14 protein-coding genes are annotated in these 16,552 nt (G+C 70.8%); 10 read left to right on the top strand and 4 right to left on the bottom strand.

The window, feature by feature from the left end; all coding sequences use genetic code 11:
• Positions 1 to 119 precede the first annotated feature (119 nt).
• The 3 genes from ATL45_RS39080 to ATL45_RS29265 all read left to right on the top strand — a co-directional run bounded on the left by ATL45_RS39080 (position 120) and on the right by ATL45_RS29265 (position 4,596).
• Complete coding sequence (locus ATL45_RS39080; protein ID WP_170210387.1) at positions 120 to 290, top strand: hypothetical protein; 171 nt, start codon at positions 120 to 122, stop codon at positions 288 to 290.
• A 75-nt stretch (positions 291 to 365) separates the two neighbouring features.
• Positions 366 to 2,921 carry a class IV lanthionine synthetase LanL gene (gene lanL / locus ATL45_RS29270; protein WP_093156625.1) on the top strand — a complete coding sequence of 852 codons (2,556 nt, stop codon included), beginning with the start codon at positions 366 to 368 and terminating at the stop codon, positions 2,919 to 2,921.
• 109 nt (positions 2,922 to 3,030) lie between these two features.
• The gene (locus tag ATL45_RS29265) at positions 3,031 to 4,596 is read left to right on the top strand and encodes a succinic semialdehyde dehydrogenase (RefSeq protein ID WP_093156626.1); all 1,566 of its coding nucleotides are present in this window, start codon (positions 3,031 to 3,033) and stop codon (positions 4,594 to 4,596) included.
• 61 nt (positions 4,597 to 4,657) lie between these two features.
• Here ATL45_RS29265 and ATL45_RS29260 read toward each other — a convergent pair whose 3' ends face one another.
• Entirely contained in the window at positions 4,658 to 6,484 is a 1,827-nt protein-coding gene (locus ATL45_RS29260; protein ID WP_093156628.1) for a bifunctional sugar phosphate isomerase/epimerase/4-hydroxyphenylpyruvate dioxygenase family protein, read from the bottom strand.
• Entirely contained in the window at positions 6,471 to 7,349 is an 879-nt protein-coding gene (locus ATL45_RS29255; RefSeq protein WP_093156629.1) for a shikimate dehydrogenase, read from the bottom strand. The genes ATL45_RS29260 and ATL45_RS29255 overlap by 14 nt, the downstream gene beginning before the upstream one ends.
• Before the next feature lie 115 nt (positions 7,350 to 7,464).
• Here ATL45_RS29255 and ATL45_RS29250 point away from each other — a divergent pair, with 115 nt between their 5' ends.
• The 4 genes from ATL45_RS29250 to ATL45_RS29235 all read left to right on the top strand — a co-directional run bounded on the left by ATL45_RS29250 (position 7,465) and on the right by ATL45_RS29235 (position 11,276).
• Positions 7,465 to 8,115 carry a TetR/AcrR family transcriptional regulator gene (locus ATL45_RS29250; protein WP_093156631.1) on the top strand — a complete coding sequence of 217 codons (651 nt, stop codon included), beginning with the start codon at positions 7,465 to 7,467 and terminating at the stop codon, positions 8,113 to 8,115.
• 149 nt (positions 8,116 to 8,264) lie between these two features.
• Positions 8,265 to 9,614 (top strand): MFS transporter, encoded by a 1,350-nt coding sequence (locus tag ATL45_RS29245; RefSeq protein WP_093156632.1) that lies wholly within the window; start codon positions 8,265 to 8,267, stop codon positions 9,612 to 9,614.
• Between the two features lie 89 nt (positions 9,615 to 9,703).
• Entirely contained in the window at positions 9,704 to 10,648 is a 945-nt protein-coding gene (locus tag ATL45_RS29240) for a DUF6461 domain-containing protein (protein ID WP_246025613.1), read from the top strand.
• A gap of 49 nt (positions 10,649 to 10,697) precedes the next feature.
• Complete coding sequence (locus ATL45_RS29235; protein ID WP_093156635.1) at positions 10,698 to 11,276, top strand: peroxidase-related enzyme; 579 nt, start codon at positions 10,698 to 10,700, stop codon at positions 11,274 to 11,276.
• Positions 11,277 to 11,282: 6 nt separating this feature from the next.
• On the opposite strand, the gene ATL45_RS29230 is transcribed toward ATL45_RS29235, so the two are convergent.
• Positions 11,283 to 11,717, bottom strand: a complete 435-nt coding sequence (locus tag ATL45_RS29230; protein ID WP_177242041.1) for a hypothetical protein — start codon at positions 11,715 to 11,717, stop codon at positions 11,283 to 11,285.
• Positions 11,718 to 11,801: 84 nt separating this feature from the next.
• Entirely contained in the window at positions 11,802 to 12,296 is a 495-nt protein-coding gene (locus tag ATL45_RS29225) for a MarR family winged helix-turn-helix transcriptional regulator (protein WP_093156636.1), read from the bottom strand.
• 226 nt (positions 12,297 to 12,522) lie between these two features.
• Here ATL45_RS29225 and ATL45_RS29220 point away from each other — a divergent pair, with 226 nt between their 5' ends.
• The 3 genes from ATL45_RS29220 (at position 12,523) to ATL45_RS29210 (ending at position 16,238) form a co-directional block, all read left to right on the top strand.
• Positions 12,523 to 13,257: an SDR family NAD(P)-dependent oxidoreductase gene (locus ATL45_RS29220; RefSeq protein ID WP_093156638.1), complete on the top strand. Its 735-nt coding sequence runs from the start codon at positions 12,523 to 12,525 to the stop codon at positions 13,255 to 13,257.
• Between the two features lie 445 nt (positions 13,258 to 13,702).
• Positions 13,703 to 14,776 carry a tryptophan dimethylallyltransferase family protein gene (locus ATL45_RS29215; protein WP_093156639.1) on the top strand — a complete coding sequence of 358 codons (1,074 nt, stop codon included), beginning with the start codon at positions 13,703 to 13,705 and terminating at the stop codon, positions 14,774 to 14,776.
• 88 nt (positions 14,777 to 14,864) lie between these two features.
• A complete protein-coding gene (locus ATL45_RS29210) occupies positions 14,865 to 16,238 on the top strand; it encodes a tryptophanase (protein ID WP_093156640.1) in 1,374 nt (457 codons plus the stop codon).
• Positions 16,239 to 16,552: the final 314 nt, after the last annotated feature.

Here is a 16,552-nt window from a genome sequence, read left to right as displayed (position 1 = left end):
GGAGCGGACCGCGCAGTGGGGAGCGCGGAACCCCAAAATCGTTGGCGCGCTGCGTGATCCACCGCTGCTGCGGCAACCCCGGACGTCCCGCCAGACCGGTGGGCGAGAGAGGAGCGATCATGCACACCCTGCTGCTGGAGCCGCGTGACGCGGGAACCGTTGAGATCGAGGACGTTTCGGTCGACTTCGAGGTCGACCTCAAGGAGGTCCTGCACGGACCCCAGGCGTGCGTGAACACCTGCAAGCGGACCGTCTGCAGCAGCTGGCCCTGCTGTCCGTCCATCGTCTGACGGGTATTCGCCACAGCGGTGGGAAGTCCGCAGCGGACTTCCCACCGCGTCCGACCTCGACCCGGGAGCAGCAGGATGCGCAGCACCACGACCGATCTGCCCGGCCTGCTGGCCCGGCGCGCGGAAGCCGCCGGCCGGGAGTGGGCCGTCGACGAAACCTGGGTGAGCGTGCGCAACCCCGGCGACGCGGTACCCGATCAGGGCTGGAAGCTGCACATCTCCGCCCGACCGGGCACGTTGGAGCAGACCGTCGACACAGTCCTGCCGCTGCTGCTCTCCCACGACTGCGACTTCAAGGTCGCGCGCTCCCCCGAGGTGCTGCGGGAGCTCAACTCCGGCGACGTCGACCCGGCCACCGTAGGCAAGGCGATGACCGTCTACCCGCCGCAGGACGACGTGGTGCGGCTGGGCGGTCTGCTGGCCGAGGCGCTGGCCGGGATGACCGGCCCGCGGATCACCAGCGATCGCCGCATCCGCCCGGATTCCCCGGTGTACTACCGCTACGCGCCGTTCCGGCCGCAGTACCGGGTGGACGACAACGGCGATTTCGAGCTGGTGGTCCTCGGACCGGACGGCACCGCGCTGCCGGGCGCGGCGGGGCCGGAGTTCAGCTGCCCGCCGTGGGCCACCGATCCGTTCCGCCCCACCGAGAACTCCGCCGCCCAGCGGGCGACCGTGCTCGGCGGCCGCTTCCGGCTGACCTCCGGAGTGCTGCGCGGGCCGCGCGGCAACGTCTACCGCGCCGTCGATCCCGAAGGCCGGCAGGTGGTGATCAAGGAGGCCCGCGCCCACGTCGGCGAGAACGTCAACGGCATCGACCTGCGCATGCAGCTGCGCAACGAGCGGCGCGTCCTGCAGGCGCTGGACGGGGTGGACGGGGTGCCGCGGCTGCTCGACCACTTCCGCCACGGCGAGGACGAGTACCTCGTGACCACCGACGTCGGGACGCGCGACCTCAACCGGTACGTCGGCGAGCAGACCCGGTTCTTCGACGACCCCACCAGTCCTGACCGGGATCTGGGACGCCTGGCCGCCCGGCTGGCCGACGTGCTCGCCGCGGTGCACGAGCGCGGTGTGGTGGTGCGCGACCTCTCCCCGAAGAACGTGGTCCTCGACGACGACGGCCGCTGCACGCTCATCGACTTCGGCAACAGCCACCTCGACGGCTTCCAGCTGCACGGGTGGACACGCGGTTACAGCGTGCCCGACCAGCACACCGATCGCCCGGCCGAAGCGAGCGACGACTACTTCTCGCTGGGTGCGACGCTGTTCTTCGCCGCGACCGGGATCAACCCGATCGGCGCCGACCCCGACCCGGTGCGCAACCTGGAGCGCACGCTGCTGTGCCTGGAGCGGCTGCACCCGGAGGCGACCGGCGTGCGCGCGCTGATCCCCGGGCTGCTCAGCCTGGACCCGGCCGAGCGCACCGCGGCCTTCGAGGCCCTGCGCACCGATCGCCCCGCCCGTCGCGGTCGCCGGCCCGAAGCACCCGTGCTGAGCGCCGATCTGCTCGAATCCGTGCTGAGCCACACCGTCGGCGAGTGCGTGGCCGCCGCCCGCGAGATGGCATCGCAACCGACCGGCGGCCGCTCGGAACCGCCCAAGACAAACGTCTACAGTGGATCGGCCGGTCTCGGCCTGGAGCTGCTGCACCACCCCGAGGGCATCGACGCCGGGATCGAACTGGCCCGCTGGACGATCGAGGCGACGCCGCCGACCCGGTTGCCCGCCGCGATGTACTTCGGACGGACCGGGACCGAGATCTTCCTGGCCACCGCGCGCCGGACCGCCGCGGACCTGCCGATGTCCGAACCGGTCGATCTCGGCGACGAACGCGCCGACTACATCCACGGCGTGGCCGGGATCGGCGCGGGTCACCTGGTGCTGCACGCCGTGGAACCGGCGGGCGGGCACCTGGCGGTCGCCGACGAGTGCGCCCGCCGGCTGCTCACCGGCCGGACCCGGGAGACCGAGGACGCGGTGCCCGCCGCGCCGGAGACCGGTGTGGCGCTGGAAGCCGGTTTCGCCCACGGCAGCGCGGGAATCGCGCACTTCCTGCTGTCCTACCACCAGCGCACCGGTGATCCGGCGGCGGAGGAGGCGGCCGCGAAGCGGTTCGCCGCCCTCGCCGATGAGGCGGTGGAGCTGATCCGGACCATGCGGGGCCGTCCCGCGCGGCCGATGGCCGCTTCCTGGTGCCAGGGCATGTCCGGCATCTCCTCCGCGCTGCTGGCAGCGGCGCGGCACTGGGACGACGACCGCTACCTGGCGCTGGCGAAGGACGGTGGCCGCGCTTGCCTCGGCCTGGCCGCCCAGGCGTGGGTGGTTTCGCAGTGCTGCGGCCTGGCCGGGATGGGCGAGGCGCTCATCGACCTGGCCATCGCCACCGAGGACGAGGAGTTCTGGCGCGGCGCCGAGGAGATCGCCGTCCACATGCTGGCCCGCAGCGGCGGCGAGTACGCCGCCCCGAGGTTCCCGGACAACTCGCTGGAGACCTCCAGCGCCCCGTGGTCCACGGGCACCTCCGGTGTCCTGTCCTTCCTCCGCCGCCTGCACGACCGCGCTGGTGAACGCCTCTGGACTCCCGCCTGGACTCCGCCGCCGCGATCGATCGCCGAGGACCTCACCTGATCGCTCCGTCGCGGGCCCCTGGTGTCCCGGGCGGTTCGCTGCCAGAATGGGCGCGGCATGTTACTGACGGGTAGAAAGTGCCCGCCCACGCGAACCACGGAGACATCGGATGAGCTCGTCCACCGCCCAGGCAACCGCGACTCCGCTGGATGCGGCAACTGTGCGGCGGTTGACCTCGGGAATCGCCGCCACGGGTGAACCGAGGACCACGACCGCGCCGTTCACCGGCACGGCGCTGGCGACCATCCCGCAATCCACGGACAGCGATGTGCGCAGCGCCTTCGCACGAGCTCGCGAGGCGCAGCGGGAATGGGCGAACATTCCCGTGCGCGAGCGGGTGCGGCCGTTCCTCCGGCTGGTCGACATGATGCTGTCTCGGCAGTCCGAGGTGCTCGACCTCCTCCAGCACGAAACGGGCAAAGCCCGGCTGCACGCATTCGAGGAGATCCTCGACGGCGCGATGTCCACCTTGTACTACGCCCGCAAAGCGCCGCAGCTGCTGCGCGGCAGTCGGCGTGCGGGCGCGCTGCCGGTGTTCACCCGCACCATCGAGACTCCGCTGTCGAAGGGCGTCGTCGCCACGATCACGCCGTGGAACTACCCGCTGGCGCTGACCATGGACGTCGTTCCCGCGCTGCTGGCGGGCAACGCCGTGGTGCACAAACCGGACAGCCAGACCGCGCTGTCCAGCCTGTGGCCGCGCGCGCTGCTGGTCGAGGCCGGGCTCCCGCAGGAGCTGTGGCAGGTCGTGCTCGGCGAACCCGGTGACATCGGGAACGCGCTTATCGACGAGGCCGACTACGTCGGCTTCACCGGTTCCACCGCGGCGGGCAAGGCCATCGCCGAGCGCGCCGCGAAGCGGCTGACCGGGTGCTCGCTGGAGCTCGGCGGCAAGAACCCGATGCTGGTGCTCGACGACGCCGACCTGGCCGCGACGGCGAAGACCGCGGTCCGCGCCTGCTTCGCCAACGCCGGCCAGCTGTGCGTGTCGATCGAGCGGATCTACGTCGACGCCGCCGTGCACGACGAGTTCGTCGAGCTGTTCGCCCAGCAGGTCCGCGACCTGCGGCTGAACTCCGACCTCGCGTTCACCGCCGACGTCGGATCGCTGACCTCCGAGCGCCAGCTCACCCGCGTCACCGAGCACGTCGAGGCCGCCGTCGAAGCGGGGGCGACGGTGGCCGCGGGCGGCAAGGCCCGCCCCGACCTGGGGCCCTACTTCTTCGAACCGACCGTGCTGACCGGGGTCGCCGAGGACACCCCGGTGTGCCGCGAGGAGACCTTCGGCCCCGTCGTCTCCGTCTACCCGTTCCGCAGCGAGGACGAGGCGATCGAGCTGGCCAACGACACGCCGTACGGCCTCAACGCCTCGGTGTTCAGCCGCGACGAACGTCGTGCCCGGCGGGTCGCGGCCCGGATCAAGGCGGGCACCGTCAACATCAACGAAGGCTACGCCGCGGCCTACGCCTCGCAGGGCGCGTCGATGGGCGGCATGAAGGAGTCCGGGCTGGGCCGTCGCCACGGTCCTGCCGGGCTGCTGAAGTACACCGAAGCGCAGTCGGTGGCCAGCCAGCGCGTGCTCGGCTTCGATCCCGCCTTCGGGCTCAGCGGGCAGCAGCACGCCAAGCTGTTCACCGCCGCGCTGCGGGTGATCAAGGCGCTGCGCATCCGCTGACGCAGTTCCGGTCGGCAGTGGACAGTCGTGCCCGACCACGGGCACGACTGCCACGTCCCGGTCAGCTGCCGGTGGCCGCGAGGCGCTGGCGGCGGTGGGCCGCCATGCGAACCGGGGCGTTGGGCACGCCGTAGCCCGCGTAGCCCCCGATGCGCTGGACGAGCTCGAAGAAGATGCGGGAACCGAGCATCTCGGTGCACACGTGCAGGTATTCACCGCGTTCGTCGCGGTCGTAGAGCACTGAGTTCGCGCGCAGCTGCGCCAGCAGTTCTTCCCCTAGGTCCAGCCGGGCGTCGAGGTCGTCGTAGTAGTTGTCCGGGATGCGCAGGACCGGCGCTCCTCGTTCGCGCAAGGTGCGCGCCGCGGCGAGCACGTCGTCGCAGGCGAACGCGATGTGCTGCGGATCGCGCACCGCCGGGGCCCACTCGCCGCGGCGCACCAGCGTGCCGGTCAGCGCGAGGCGCACCGATCCGGTCGGGTCGACGATTCCGCGCGTTCGCACCATGCCGAACGGTGCCGCGTACTCCGCGATCGGTTCGGGGCGCAGCCCGGCCACCGAGCGGTAGAACAGCGTCGCCTCGTCGAAGTGGTCGAAGGGCTGGGTCAGCGCGACGTGATCGATGCCGGTGATGCCCAGCCCCGGCACCGGAGCAGCACCGGCCCTGGCGAAGTCCGCGAGCCAGCTGCCGGAACCGGCGCCGCAGAAGAAGACCTCGGTACCGTCCGGCGCCGCTACGGATGCCAGATTCGCCTCCTCCGGCCCGCGCGTGCGCGGCAGGATCGGGGCGTGCATTGCTTCCGCTCGCAGCGCGGAGCTGCTCGGGTCGGCGCTCTCCACCGCCAGCGCACCGATCTCCGCCGAGCCCGGCGTTTCCGACTTCGCGTTCAGCAGCACCCGCGCGCCGCCCTGCTCCCACAGCCGCACGGGCTTGCTGCCGTGCTCACCGGTGGACTCGAAGCCAAGCTCGGCAAGGGTTTCGGCGAGCCGTGCGCCCGATACCTCGTCCACGGCCAGCTCGACGAACGCGTGACCGGACAGCTGCGGCGCCGGCTCGGCCACCGGGAAGCCCAGCTGCTCCTCCAGCAGGCGCAGCGAGCGCATCGCGTCCACCGCGGCGGGTTTCGGGTCGGCTTGGCGGAAGACGTCGTTGAAGACCTCCAGCGACAGCGGCCCCGCGTAGCCGGTGGAGAGCACGTTGCCGATGAAGGTCCGCAGGTCGAACGAGCCCTGGCCCGGGAAGAGCCGGTGGTGCCGGCTCCACTGAAGAACGTCCATGTCCAGCTTCGGCGCGTCGGCCAGCTGCAGGAAGAACAGCTTCTCCCCGGGAATCGTGCGGATCAGCGCCGGATCGCCGCCCCGGGAGAGCACGTGGAAGCTGTCCAGGCACACGCCCAGCGCCGGGTGGTCCGCGCGGCGCACGATGCGCCAGGAATGCTCGTAGGTGTTGACGAACCTGCCCCACGCCAGCGCCTCGTAGGCGACTCGCATGCCGCGGGCGGCGGCGCGTTCGGCGAGCAGGCGCAGCTGTTCGGCAGCGAGCTCGTCGTCGTCGACCGCGTCCGGGGACACCGTCGAGCACACCAGCACCAGGTCGGCACCCAGCTGCTCCATCACGTCGAACTTGCGCTCGGCGCGGCGCAGGTTGGCCCGCAGCACCTCCGGCGGGACCGATTCGAAATCGCGGAACGGCTGGTAGAGGTCGACGGCCAGCCCGAGGTCGGCGCACCGCTGCCGGATCTCGGCGGGCGAGGCCGCGGAGGCGATCAGGTCGTTCTCGAAGATCTCCACCCCGTCGAACCCGGCGGCAGCCGCGGCGGCCAGCTTGTCCTCCAGGGTGCCGGACAGGCAGACGGTGGCGATCACCCTGCGGGGCTCAGCTGTGGACATGCACACCTCCGGCGAGTTCGGTGAAATGGCGCAGCATCCGGTCGGCGTCCGGTTCGACACCGGTGAACAGGCGGAACGCGTCGACAGCTTGGAAAACGGCCATACCGCCACCATCGAGCACCCGGCAACCCCTCGCGCGCGCGGTGGTGACCAGCTCGGTCTCCAGCGGCCGGTAGACCACGTCGGCCACCCACAGCCCGGGGCGCAGCAGCTCCGCGGGCACCGGCATTCCGGGGTGCGCGGCCATTCCCGTCGGCGTGGCGTGCACGAGGCCATCCGCCCAGGCCAGCGACGCGGCCACGGCTTCCGGCCGCACAACCTCCACCCGGCCCGCGCCAAAGCGCTCGCGCAGTGACGCCGCCAGCAGCTCCGCACGGACCGGGTCGGCGTCGAGCACTCGGAGCGCTCCCGTGCCCAACGTCAGCAGCGCGTGCGCGACGGCCGAACCGGCTCCGCCCGCACCGAGCAGCACGACGTGTTCCACCGGGGCGTCCGGAAGTCCGCGGCTGAAGCTGCGGGCGAAACCGGACCAATCGGTGTTGTGGCCGATCGCGCGGCCTCCGGTGAGCACGACCGTGTTGACCGCGCCGAGCGCGACCGCGTCCGGGGAGAGCTCGTCCAGGTGCTCGACGACCAGCTGCTTGCACGGGTGCGTGATGTTGAGGCCGTCGTAGCCGGCCGTGCGGGCAGCGGCCAGCAGCTCGCCGATCGACTCGGCCGGTCTGCCCAGCACGTCCAGGTCCCACCTGCGATAGAGGTACCGGATGCCGAGTTCGTCGGCCTCCCGCTCGTGCAGCGGCGGGCTCAGCGATGGGCCGATGCCCGATCCGACGAGTCCGATGAGGTAGCTGTCCTGCGTGCGCACATCCCCACCTCGGTCAATGAACGAACTAGCTAGTTAATAGTAGGGCGCAAGCGCGGATCCCGGAAGGGGCGCTGCACTACAGTGAGCTGGAGTGCAGATCCGCAGAGGGAGCGCCGTGGCAGCACCGACGTCCGACACCAGCGAGGTCCGGCAGCGCGACGCCGAGCGGACGCGCTCGGAGATCCTCGAGGTCGCCACCCTGGAATTCGCCGACAAGGGCTACGCAGGCGCCCGGGTCGACGAGATCGCCGCGCGCACCAGCACCACCAAGCGGATGATCTACTACTACTTCGGCGGCAAGGAGCAGCTCTACCTCGCCGCGCTGGAGAACGCCTACTCGGTGATCCGCGGCATCGAGAGCGAGGTCGACGCCGAAGCCGCGGACCCGGTCGAGGCGATCCGCCGGCTGGCCGAGCTGACCTTCGACCACCACGAGTCGCACCCCGACTTCCTCCGCCTGGTCAGCATCGAGAACATCCACCGCGCCGAGCACCTGTCCAAGTCCGACCTGCTGCCCCGGCTGGCCGACCCGGCGGTGGGTGTGCTCGGCCGGATCCTGGAGCGCGGCCGGGCCGCGGGCGTGTTCCGCGACGACGTCGACGCGCTGGACGTGCACATGGTGATCAGCTCGTTCTGCGTCTTCCGCACCGCGAACCGATACACGTTCCAGGCGATCTTCCAGCGCGACATGCTCGACCCGGCCCGCCGCGACCACTACCGCGAGATGCTCGGCGACCTGGTGATCGATTTCCTCACTGCGCGCTGACCAGCCTGCACGGCAGCGGAGATCTGGAACGAAATCGCTCCGGAACAGGGCCTTGACAGGTGACCCGTCACACCTCAGCCTTTGGGACTAACTAGTTGGTTCATAAGTCGCCGGGCTGAGCAACGGTGCACGGACTACTGGAGCTTCGAGTGACCTCCCACCCGGCCGCCCATCGCGGCAAACCCCGCAAGGCCGCCGCCGCGGCGTGGATCGGCAGCGCCCTGGAGTACTACGACTTCTTCATCTACGGCACCGCCGCCGCGCTGGTGTTCAACAAGATCTTCTTCCCCGCCTCCTCCCCCGCCACCGGCACGCTGCTCGCGCTGGCCACCTTCGGCGTCGGCTACCTGGCCAGGCCGATCGGCGCGTTCGTCCTCGGCCACATCGGCGACGTCTTCGGCCGCAAGCGGGTGCTGGTGCAGACCGTGCTCCTGATGGGCGTGGCGACCGTGCTGGTCGGCTGCCTGCCGACCTACCAGCAGATCGGCGTGGCCGCACCGGCGCTGCTGGTCGCGCTGCGGTTGCTGCAGGGGTTCTCGGCGGCGGGAGAGCAGGCAGGCGCCAACTCGATGTCGCTGGAACACGCGCCGTCGAACCGCCGCGCCTACTACACGAGCTTCACGCTCAGCGGCACGCAAGCCGGGCAGATCCTGGCGACCGCGGTCTTCCTGCCGGTCGCCGCGCTGCCCGAGGAACACCTGCTGACCTGGGGCTGGCGCGTGCCGTTCTGGCTCAGCGCGGCCGTGGTGGTCGCCGGCCTGGTGATCCGCCGCAAGCTCGACGAGACCCCGGTGTTCGAGCAGGAGGTCGCCGCGGGCGAGACCAAGCGCGCCAAGACCCCGCTGGCACCGCTGTTCCGCGACCACTGGGCCGACGTGCTGCGAGTCGTGGTGGCCTCGGTGATCGCGGCGGTGAGCACCATCTTCACCGTCTACGCGCTGAGCTACGCGGTGAACACGGTCGGCCTGGAGCGCAGCCCGATCCTGTGGGTCGGGGTGCTGGCCAACATCGCAGCACTGATCGCGATCCCGCTGTGGGCGCGGCTCGCCGACCGGATCGGCCGCAAGCCGGTCTTCATCGGCGGTTCGCTGGGCTGCGCGGTGCTGATGGCCGCCTACCTCTGGTCGCTGTCGATCGGTGACTACGCGCTGATCTTCCTGACCGGGATCCTCATGTTCGGCGTCGCCTACAGCGCGACGAACGGGATCTGGCCCGCCTTCTACGGCGAGATGTTCCCGGCCCGCGTCCGGTTGTCCGGCATGGCGGTGGGCACCCAGATCGGGTTCGCCGTCGCCGGATTCGCCCCGAGCATCGCCGAGGCCGTCGGCGGCGGCCGGGACGGCTGGATGAACGTCGCGCTGTTCACCGCGGGCCTGTGCGTGCTCAACGCGGTCGCGGTGGCCACCGGGCGGGAGACCTACCGCGTGCCGACCGAGGAATTGGGGCTGAAGGCGCCCAGAACGAAAGGAGAACGGGAGCGGAGCGCGGTGAGCGCCTGACAGCCGCGGCCGGTCCCCGACATCCGTCCATTGTGGAAATACGCGATCCACCCCCGCCTTCGGCGGTGCGGCGGTAAGCTCGCGCTCCGATGCCGATCGGAGATGGGGACCACGTGGCCGACCTCGACGAATTCTCCTGGGCGGACGACTATCCCGGTCAGGAGCGCCACCTCAGCGAGATCTTCTGCCTGACCTTCGTCAAGGACGTCGGCATCGACGAGGTGCTGCGGCTGATGGGCGGGTTCGCCGACACGACCGCCATCCGCGCGGCAGCGGAGGACGACGCGATGTCGCACCACTCCGAAGGCATGCTGGAGCTCGCCATGGCCGCGCGGCTGGATTCCTGGACCGTCGTGTTCGAGCCGTACGGCTTCTGGGGCTCGTCCCTCACGCCGATCCTGTCGCGGGGAACCGAAGCCGCATCCCTGCTCCGCCACGATTACGCCAACCCGCACCTCGACTACGCGGTGGACGGCGAGCTGGTGACCGGACTCGACCCGACGTTCCCGGACATGCGCTACGGGACCGAACCGACCCGCCTCGACCCGCTGCTGCGCGAGGCCGGTTTCGACCTGTCGGAAAGCGAGAACGGCCAGGACCGCGCGTTCTCCCGGTCGCTGCGGGTGATCCAGCTCATCACCGGCGTCTCCCCCACCTACGAGCAGCTGACCGGACCGCTGATCAGCGCGCACTTCGATCCCTGGTTCAGCGCGGCGCCGAAGCAGCTGCCGCACGGCGTGGACGGGCCCGCCGAAGCCCTCGCCAAGACGAGGCGGCTGACCGAGGTGCTCGGCCTGACCGGCACCCCAGGACTCTCCGAAGCGCTGGCCGCGGCGGAAAGCGGCCAACAGGTCGTCGTCACCCCGGACAGCGACCTCGGGCAGCACGTGCGCGCCTGGCTGGTCGAATGCAACCTGGGGCGTTCGGCCTCGTCCAGCTGGCCCACGCGGAGCGAGGAAGCCCGGCGCGAACGCGTCGCGAACCTCCGGCAGCTGGTCCAGGCCCTCGGATATTCCCTCCAGAACCCCCGGTAGTCCGGTCACCGCATCGACGTGGCGCGTTCGGGGCAATACCGTGCCGGGCATGAGCGACGAGATCAGCCGGTTCGGCGCGGTGCAGCTCGCAGATCTTCCCGAGGATCTGCGGGAGCGCATCGGGGCCATCGCGGAGAAGTCCGGATTCGTACCCAACGTCTTCCTCGCGCTGGGGCACCGGCCGGACGAGCTGCGGGCCTTCTGCGACTACCACGACGCGCTGATGGAGCGTGACTCCGGCCTGACCAAGGCGGAGCGGGAGCTGGTCGTGGTGGCGACCTCGGCGGCGAACCACTGCACGTACTGCGTCGTCGCGCACGGCGCGATCCTGCGGGTGCGGGCGAAGGACCCGCAGCTGGCGGACCTGGTGGCCGCCAACCCATGCGGAGCCGAGCTGGACGAGCGGCGTCGCGCCATCGTCGACCTGGCCCTGTCGCTGACCCAGGACTCCGCGCTGTTCGGCGAGCACGACCTCGCCGCCGCGCGGGAAGCCGGTCTGTCCGAGGACGAGATCTGGGACATCGGTGCGATCACCGCGTTCTTCGCGATGTCCAACCGACTGGCGCACCTCATGGCACTGCGCCCCAACGACGAGTTCTTCCTGATGGGGCGCGTGCCCAGGCAGTGACCGCGGTCAGCGGCGGGCGCCGGGGCGTCCGCCCGGGCGCTGCTGCGGCCGCCCGCCGCGCGGCGGGTTCCCGACGCGGGTAGCGCTTCCCCGGGGCGCGCCGCTGCGCGCTGCCGCGGGACGTTCCGGCGGGGCCTGGCGCGCGGGCCGGCGGGCCGGTTCGCGGCGGGGCCGGTCGTCGAGGTCGTCGAAGTCGTCGCGGCGCGGGCGGCGCTGGGGCGGGGCGGCCGGCTTGCGGCGGCTGTTCACCCAGAAGTCGAAGCCAAGGATCACCGCGGCGCCCACCAGCAGGATCAGGCTCAGCTCCCAGATGCCCATCGCGAACATGACGACCAGCGCCAGCAGCACCATGGGCACGACGGGGATCCAGCAGAACGGGTCGATCCGGCTCAGGATTCCGGAGTTGCCCGCAGAACCACGGCGGTCCGCGTCACGCGCCATCGAGACTCTCACTTCCACTCTGCTCCCCGGCCGCCGAAGTCTACCGGAGCCGCCGGCGCGGGTTACCCGGCGGCGGTGCGGTGGTCACTCGCTGCTCATCCGCCCCAGTAGTTCGCGCAGCAGCCCTTCCAGCTGATGCCGGTCGTCAGCGGGGAGCCCGGCGATCAGCCGCCGCTCCCGGTCGATCAGCACCTCGATGTCGTGCTCGATCACTTGGTGGCCGTGCGCGGTGAGCTCCACCGCCACGGTCCGCTTGCCGGAGGCCGACCGCTGGGTCCGCACCAGTCCCGCGTCCTCGGCGCGGGTCACGCGCTGTGTGATGGCACCACCACTGACCAGGCACTTGTCCGCGATCTCGGCCGGCGTGAGCCGGTAGGGATCCCCGGCGCGGCGCAGCGTGGCGAGCAGGTCGAGAGTGGCGCTGTCGATCCCGAGCTCGGCCAGCACGCGGCGGCGCTCGTCGGTGATCAGCTTGGCGATGCGCAGGATCCGGGCGATCACGCCGATGGAGTCCACCGCCATGCCCGGCCGCTCCCGCGCCCACTGCTCGACGATGCCGTCCACCGCGTCCGCGTTCATGGGCGCAGTCTAGCCGCGCTTTCTTTAGACCTAAAGAAGAGCTAGCATCGGCCACATCTTTAGACCTAAACAACTTGGAGGAAGCATGACACCCTCGCGTCAACCGGAGTCCTGCCCATCCGCACCTCAGGGGACCGTGACGCAACCCAGCCACGAGAAACCGCGAAACGTGAGTTCGACCTCGGGCGCAACCAGCACTGAAAATCGCGGAGAGGCGGGACAGCGCATGGCTCGCAACGCGGTCGTAACCGGCGGCGGCACCGGGATCGGCCGTGCCGTGGCGGCCCGGCTGGTGGCGGCCGGCGACCAGGTCGCACTGCTGGGCAGGCGCCCGGAGAAGCTCGCCGGAGCCGTCGCCGAACTCGGCCCGTCCGCCCGCGCCGTCCCGGTCGACGCCACCGACCCGGCCGCCGTCCGGGCCGCCACCGCCGAGCTGCCCGACCGGATCGACGTGCTGATCAACGCCGCGGGCGGCAACACCGACCTGGCCAACGGCGCACCCGCCGCCGATGACCTCGAAGCGCTGCGCGCCTCCTGGACGGCGAACTTCGAGGCGAACGTGCTCAGCGCCGTGCTCGTGACGCACGCGCTGCTGCCCCGGCTCGCCGATCACGCGCGGATCGTCAACCTCGGTTCCGTGACGGCGCGCTCCGGGCAGGGCAGCTACGGAGCGGTCAAGGCGACGCTGGAACCGTGGACCTCCGAGCTGGCCTTCCAGCTCGGGGCACGCGGCATCACCGCCAACGTGGTCTCCCCCGGCCCGACCGAGGGAACCGACTTCTTCCGCGGCGGCGACTTCCCGGCCGCGCGGCGCGCGTTCGTCGAATCGCGGGCCGCCGACGGCCGGCTCGGCCGGGTCGACGAGGTCGCCGCACTGGTCCAGTTCCTGGCCTCGCCGGAGTCCTCGCACATCACCGGGCAGGTCGTGCACGTCTCCGGCGGCATGCACCTGGGCCGCTGAGCGCCGGTGGGGGCCGATCGCGGACCGGTCGGCCCCCATTGACAGTCAGACGGATTAGGCGGTCCAGACCAGAGCGCAGCACCCGCGCAGAGCAAAATGCTCGATGAATCCCCGGATCCCGCCGCGGCAAGCCCGGATGAACTCTGGACAACCTGCCGCCACAGCCGCTCCGCGAGCATTCCGGGACGTCGCGCGAACAGAACGCAACCCCTTAACAAACCGAATTCCGAACCGGAATCACCGGCGGATCACGAATCGATCTCAACAGGACTCCCCGAATCCGACTACGCGGCGTATCGGTCCTGGCACCGGCACCGCCGAATGTCGCACATGCCCAAGATCACTCCAGTGGATCTGGCATGCCCGGAAGGCACGTATTAGCGTGACCGCGCCGCACCGGTCACCGGCCCGCAACCGGTTTTCGAAGACATGGATCGGGGTTTCCATGAGTCGTGTCGATACGACGTTGGGCGAGTTAGCCAAAAGACAGCTGAAGAACCTGTGCGATGTCCTGGGCATCGACAAGACCAGCCCTCCGCAACTCCTCGGGGAATTGCTCGGACCCGTCGCCGCCCGCCCGCTGTCCGAACCGCCGCTGTGGCCCTCCGGCGTGGCCGACGACGCCACCCCGCTGGAGTTCTCCGTCCAGTTCGAGGATTCCGGGGCGCGGCACCTGCGCATCCACCTCGAACGGCTGGCCGGGCGCCCCAGCCCGGCGGCGAACCTGCAGGCCGCCAAGGACCTCACCGCCGAGCTCGCCGACCGCTACGACCTCGCCGTGGAGCGCCTGCACGCCGTGCAGGACATCTTCACCTCCGACGACCCGCAGAGCTGGTTCTCCTGGGCGTTCTCGCTCATCTTCGACGAAGCCGGGAACCCGTCCTTCAAGCTCTACTTCAACACCGACATGCACGGTGCCGGCGCCGCCCAGCAGGTGGTCTCCGACGCCTTCGAACGACTGGGCATGACCAGCGCGTCCGAGCTGGTCAGCACGTACGCGCTGCGCCGCGAGGGCAAGGACCTGCCGACCTTCTTCGCCATCGACCTCGACCGCAGCGCGCAAGCCAGGGTCAAGCTCTACTTCCGGCAGCTCGACGCCCGTCCCGCCGACGCCGAGCACGCCGCGGCCGCCGTGCCGGGCGTCGACCGCAACACCATCCGCGAGTTCTGCGCCACGCTGGCCCCGGGGGTCGAGCGGTTCTGCGGACGGCCGCTGATGTCGAGCTACTCCTTCCTCGAAGGAGACCCGGAGAAGCCCAGCAACTACAGCCTCTACCTGCCGATCCGCGACTACGTGCCGCACGACGCGGTGGCGCGGGAACGGGCTGCCGAGCACCTGCGGCACCACGGCTTCGATCTCGCAGCGCTGGACGACTCCCTCGGCGCGCTCACCGACCGCCCGCTGGACGCCCGCGCCGGGCTGCTCGCCCACGTCTCGCTCCGGCTGACGCAGGACCGGCTGGGCACCTCGCTCTACTTCTCCTCCGAGGCCTACGGCGGGACACCTGCCCGGACCTGACCGCGCGGACGCCCCGGTCCGCTCGTTCCACGACTCCCGGGCACCTTCCGGCGCCCGGTGAATCCTCAGCACCACTACAAGGAGCACCATGCCGCATCTCCGGCCCTTCGTCTCCGCCGTCGTGCGCCCCATCCCGATCACCACGCGGGAAGAGCGCATCGCCGAGCTGGACCGAGCCGGCCACAACCCGTTCAACATCAGGGGTGACAAGGTCAGCATCGACCTGCTGTCGGACTCGGGCACCGGCGCGGTGTCGACCGATCAGCAGGCGTGGGCGCAGCGGGCCGACGAGCGCTACGCCGGGGCCGACTCCTGGTTCCGGTTCCGCGATGCCGTCCGCGACCTCGTGCCGCATGAACACGTCCTGCCCGTGCACCAGGGCCGGGCCGCCGAGCGGGTGCTGTTCGGGGAGCTGCTGGAGCCGGGCAGCATCAGCCTCAGCAACATGCACTTCGACACCACCCGGGCCAACGTCGAGCGCATCGGCGCCGAGGCCCGGGACCTGCCCAGCCCGCAGCTGTTCGACCTGACCAGCGACGCGCCGTTCAAGGGCGACATCGACGTCGATGCGGCCAGGGCCGTCCTCAACGGACCCGACGGGCACCGGGTCGGGCAGATCGTGGTCACCATCACCAACAACGGCGGCGGCGGGCAGCCGGTGTCGATGGCCAACCTGGCGGAGATCAGCGCGGTGGCCCGCGAGCACCGCGTGCCGCTGGTCCTGGACGCCGCCCGGTTCGCCGAGAACGCCTGGCTGGTCACCCAGCGCGATCCCGAGTACGCGGACTGGAGCCCGCGGGAGGTGGCGCGGCGGGTGTTCGAGTTCGGCGACGCCGTGGTCGCCAGCCTCAAGAAGGACGGGCTCTCGCACGAGGGCGCGTTCATCGCCGTGCACGATCCCGAGCTCGCCGACCGCTGCGAGGTCGACATCATCGCCACCGAGGGCTTCCGCACCTACGGCGGCCTGACCGGGCACACGCTGGAGCACCTCGCGCAGGGCCTGCGGGAGGTGCTCGACCCGCACTACCTGGCCGACCGCGAGCACGAGGCCAAGTTCCTGGCCGACCGCTTGCACGCGGTGGGTGTGGAGACGCTGCGCCCGACCGGGCTGCACGCGGTCTACGTCAACGCAACCCCGCTGGTGCCGCACCTGGAGCCGAAGCACCTGCCAGACCACGCGGTCACCTGCGCGCTGTACCGGGAGGGCGGCATCCGGGCCGCGGGCGGCGGACTGTTCCTGGGCACCTTCGACGAGAACAACGAGCTGCTCACCGCGCCGCCGTTCGAGCTGGTGCGGCTGGCGCTGCCGCGTCGCGTCTACGACCGCAGCCACATGGAGTACATCGCCGAGGTGCTGGCCGAGATCGCCAAGCACCCCGAGCGGGTGCCCGGCTACCGCCTCACCCACAACCCGGAGGTGCTGCGGCACTTCCGCTGCCGCACCGAGCCGATCGAGCCGTGAGCGGTCGTGAGTGCGGGAGACCGCTCCCGCACTCACGACCCGGAGTCAGCCGACGTCCGATGGAGTGTCTTCCATCCTTGTCGGCTACCGCAGCTGCGACGCCTCATCTGTGACGACTGCGCACGCTCGCCAAGCGCCGAAGGCGCTTTCGGTCCCACCTACGGCGCTTGCACCGCCGCGGGTTCTCAGCGTTCGCCTGGCGAGGACGGCCCAGCCGCCGTGTATTGGTCATACATAAGGCTGGGCACCCGCAGTCCAGGCGGGCGCTGAGGTTCCGCTACCCGCACCGCAATGCAGAACGAGCCTGGAAAACC

This window comes from Saccharopolyspora antimicrobica, from assembly GCF_003635025.1.
In the GTDB taxonomy this organism is placed as follows: Bacteria; Actinomycetota; Actinomycetes; order Mycobacteriales; family Pseudonocardiaceae; genus Saccharopolyspora; species Saccharopolyspora antimicrobica.
Note: the sequence above shows the minus strand (reverse complement) of the source record. Positions and strands in the feature narration are given on the sequence as shown.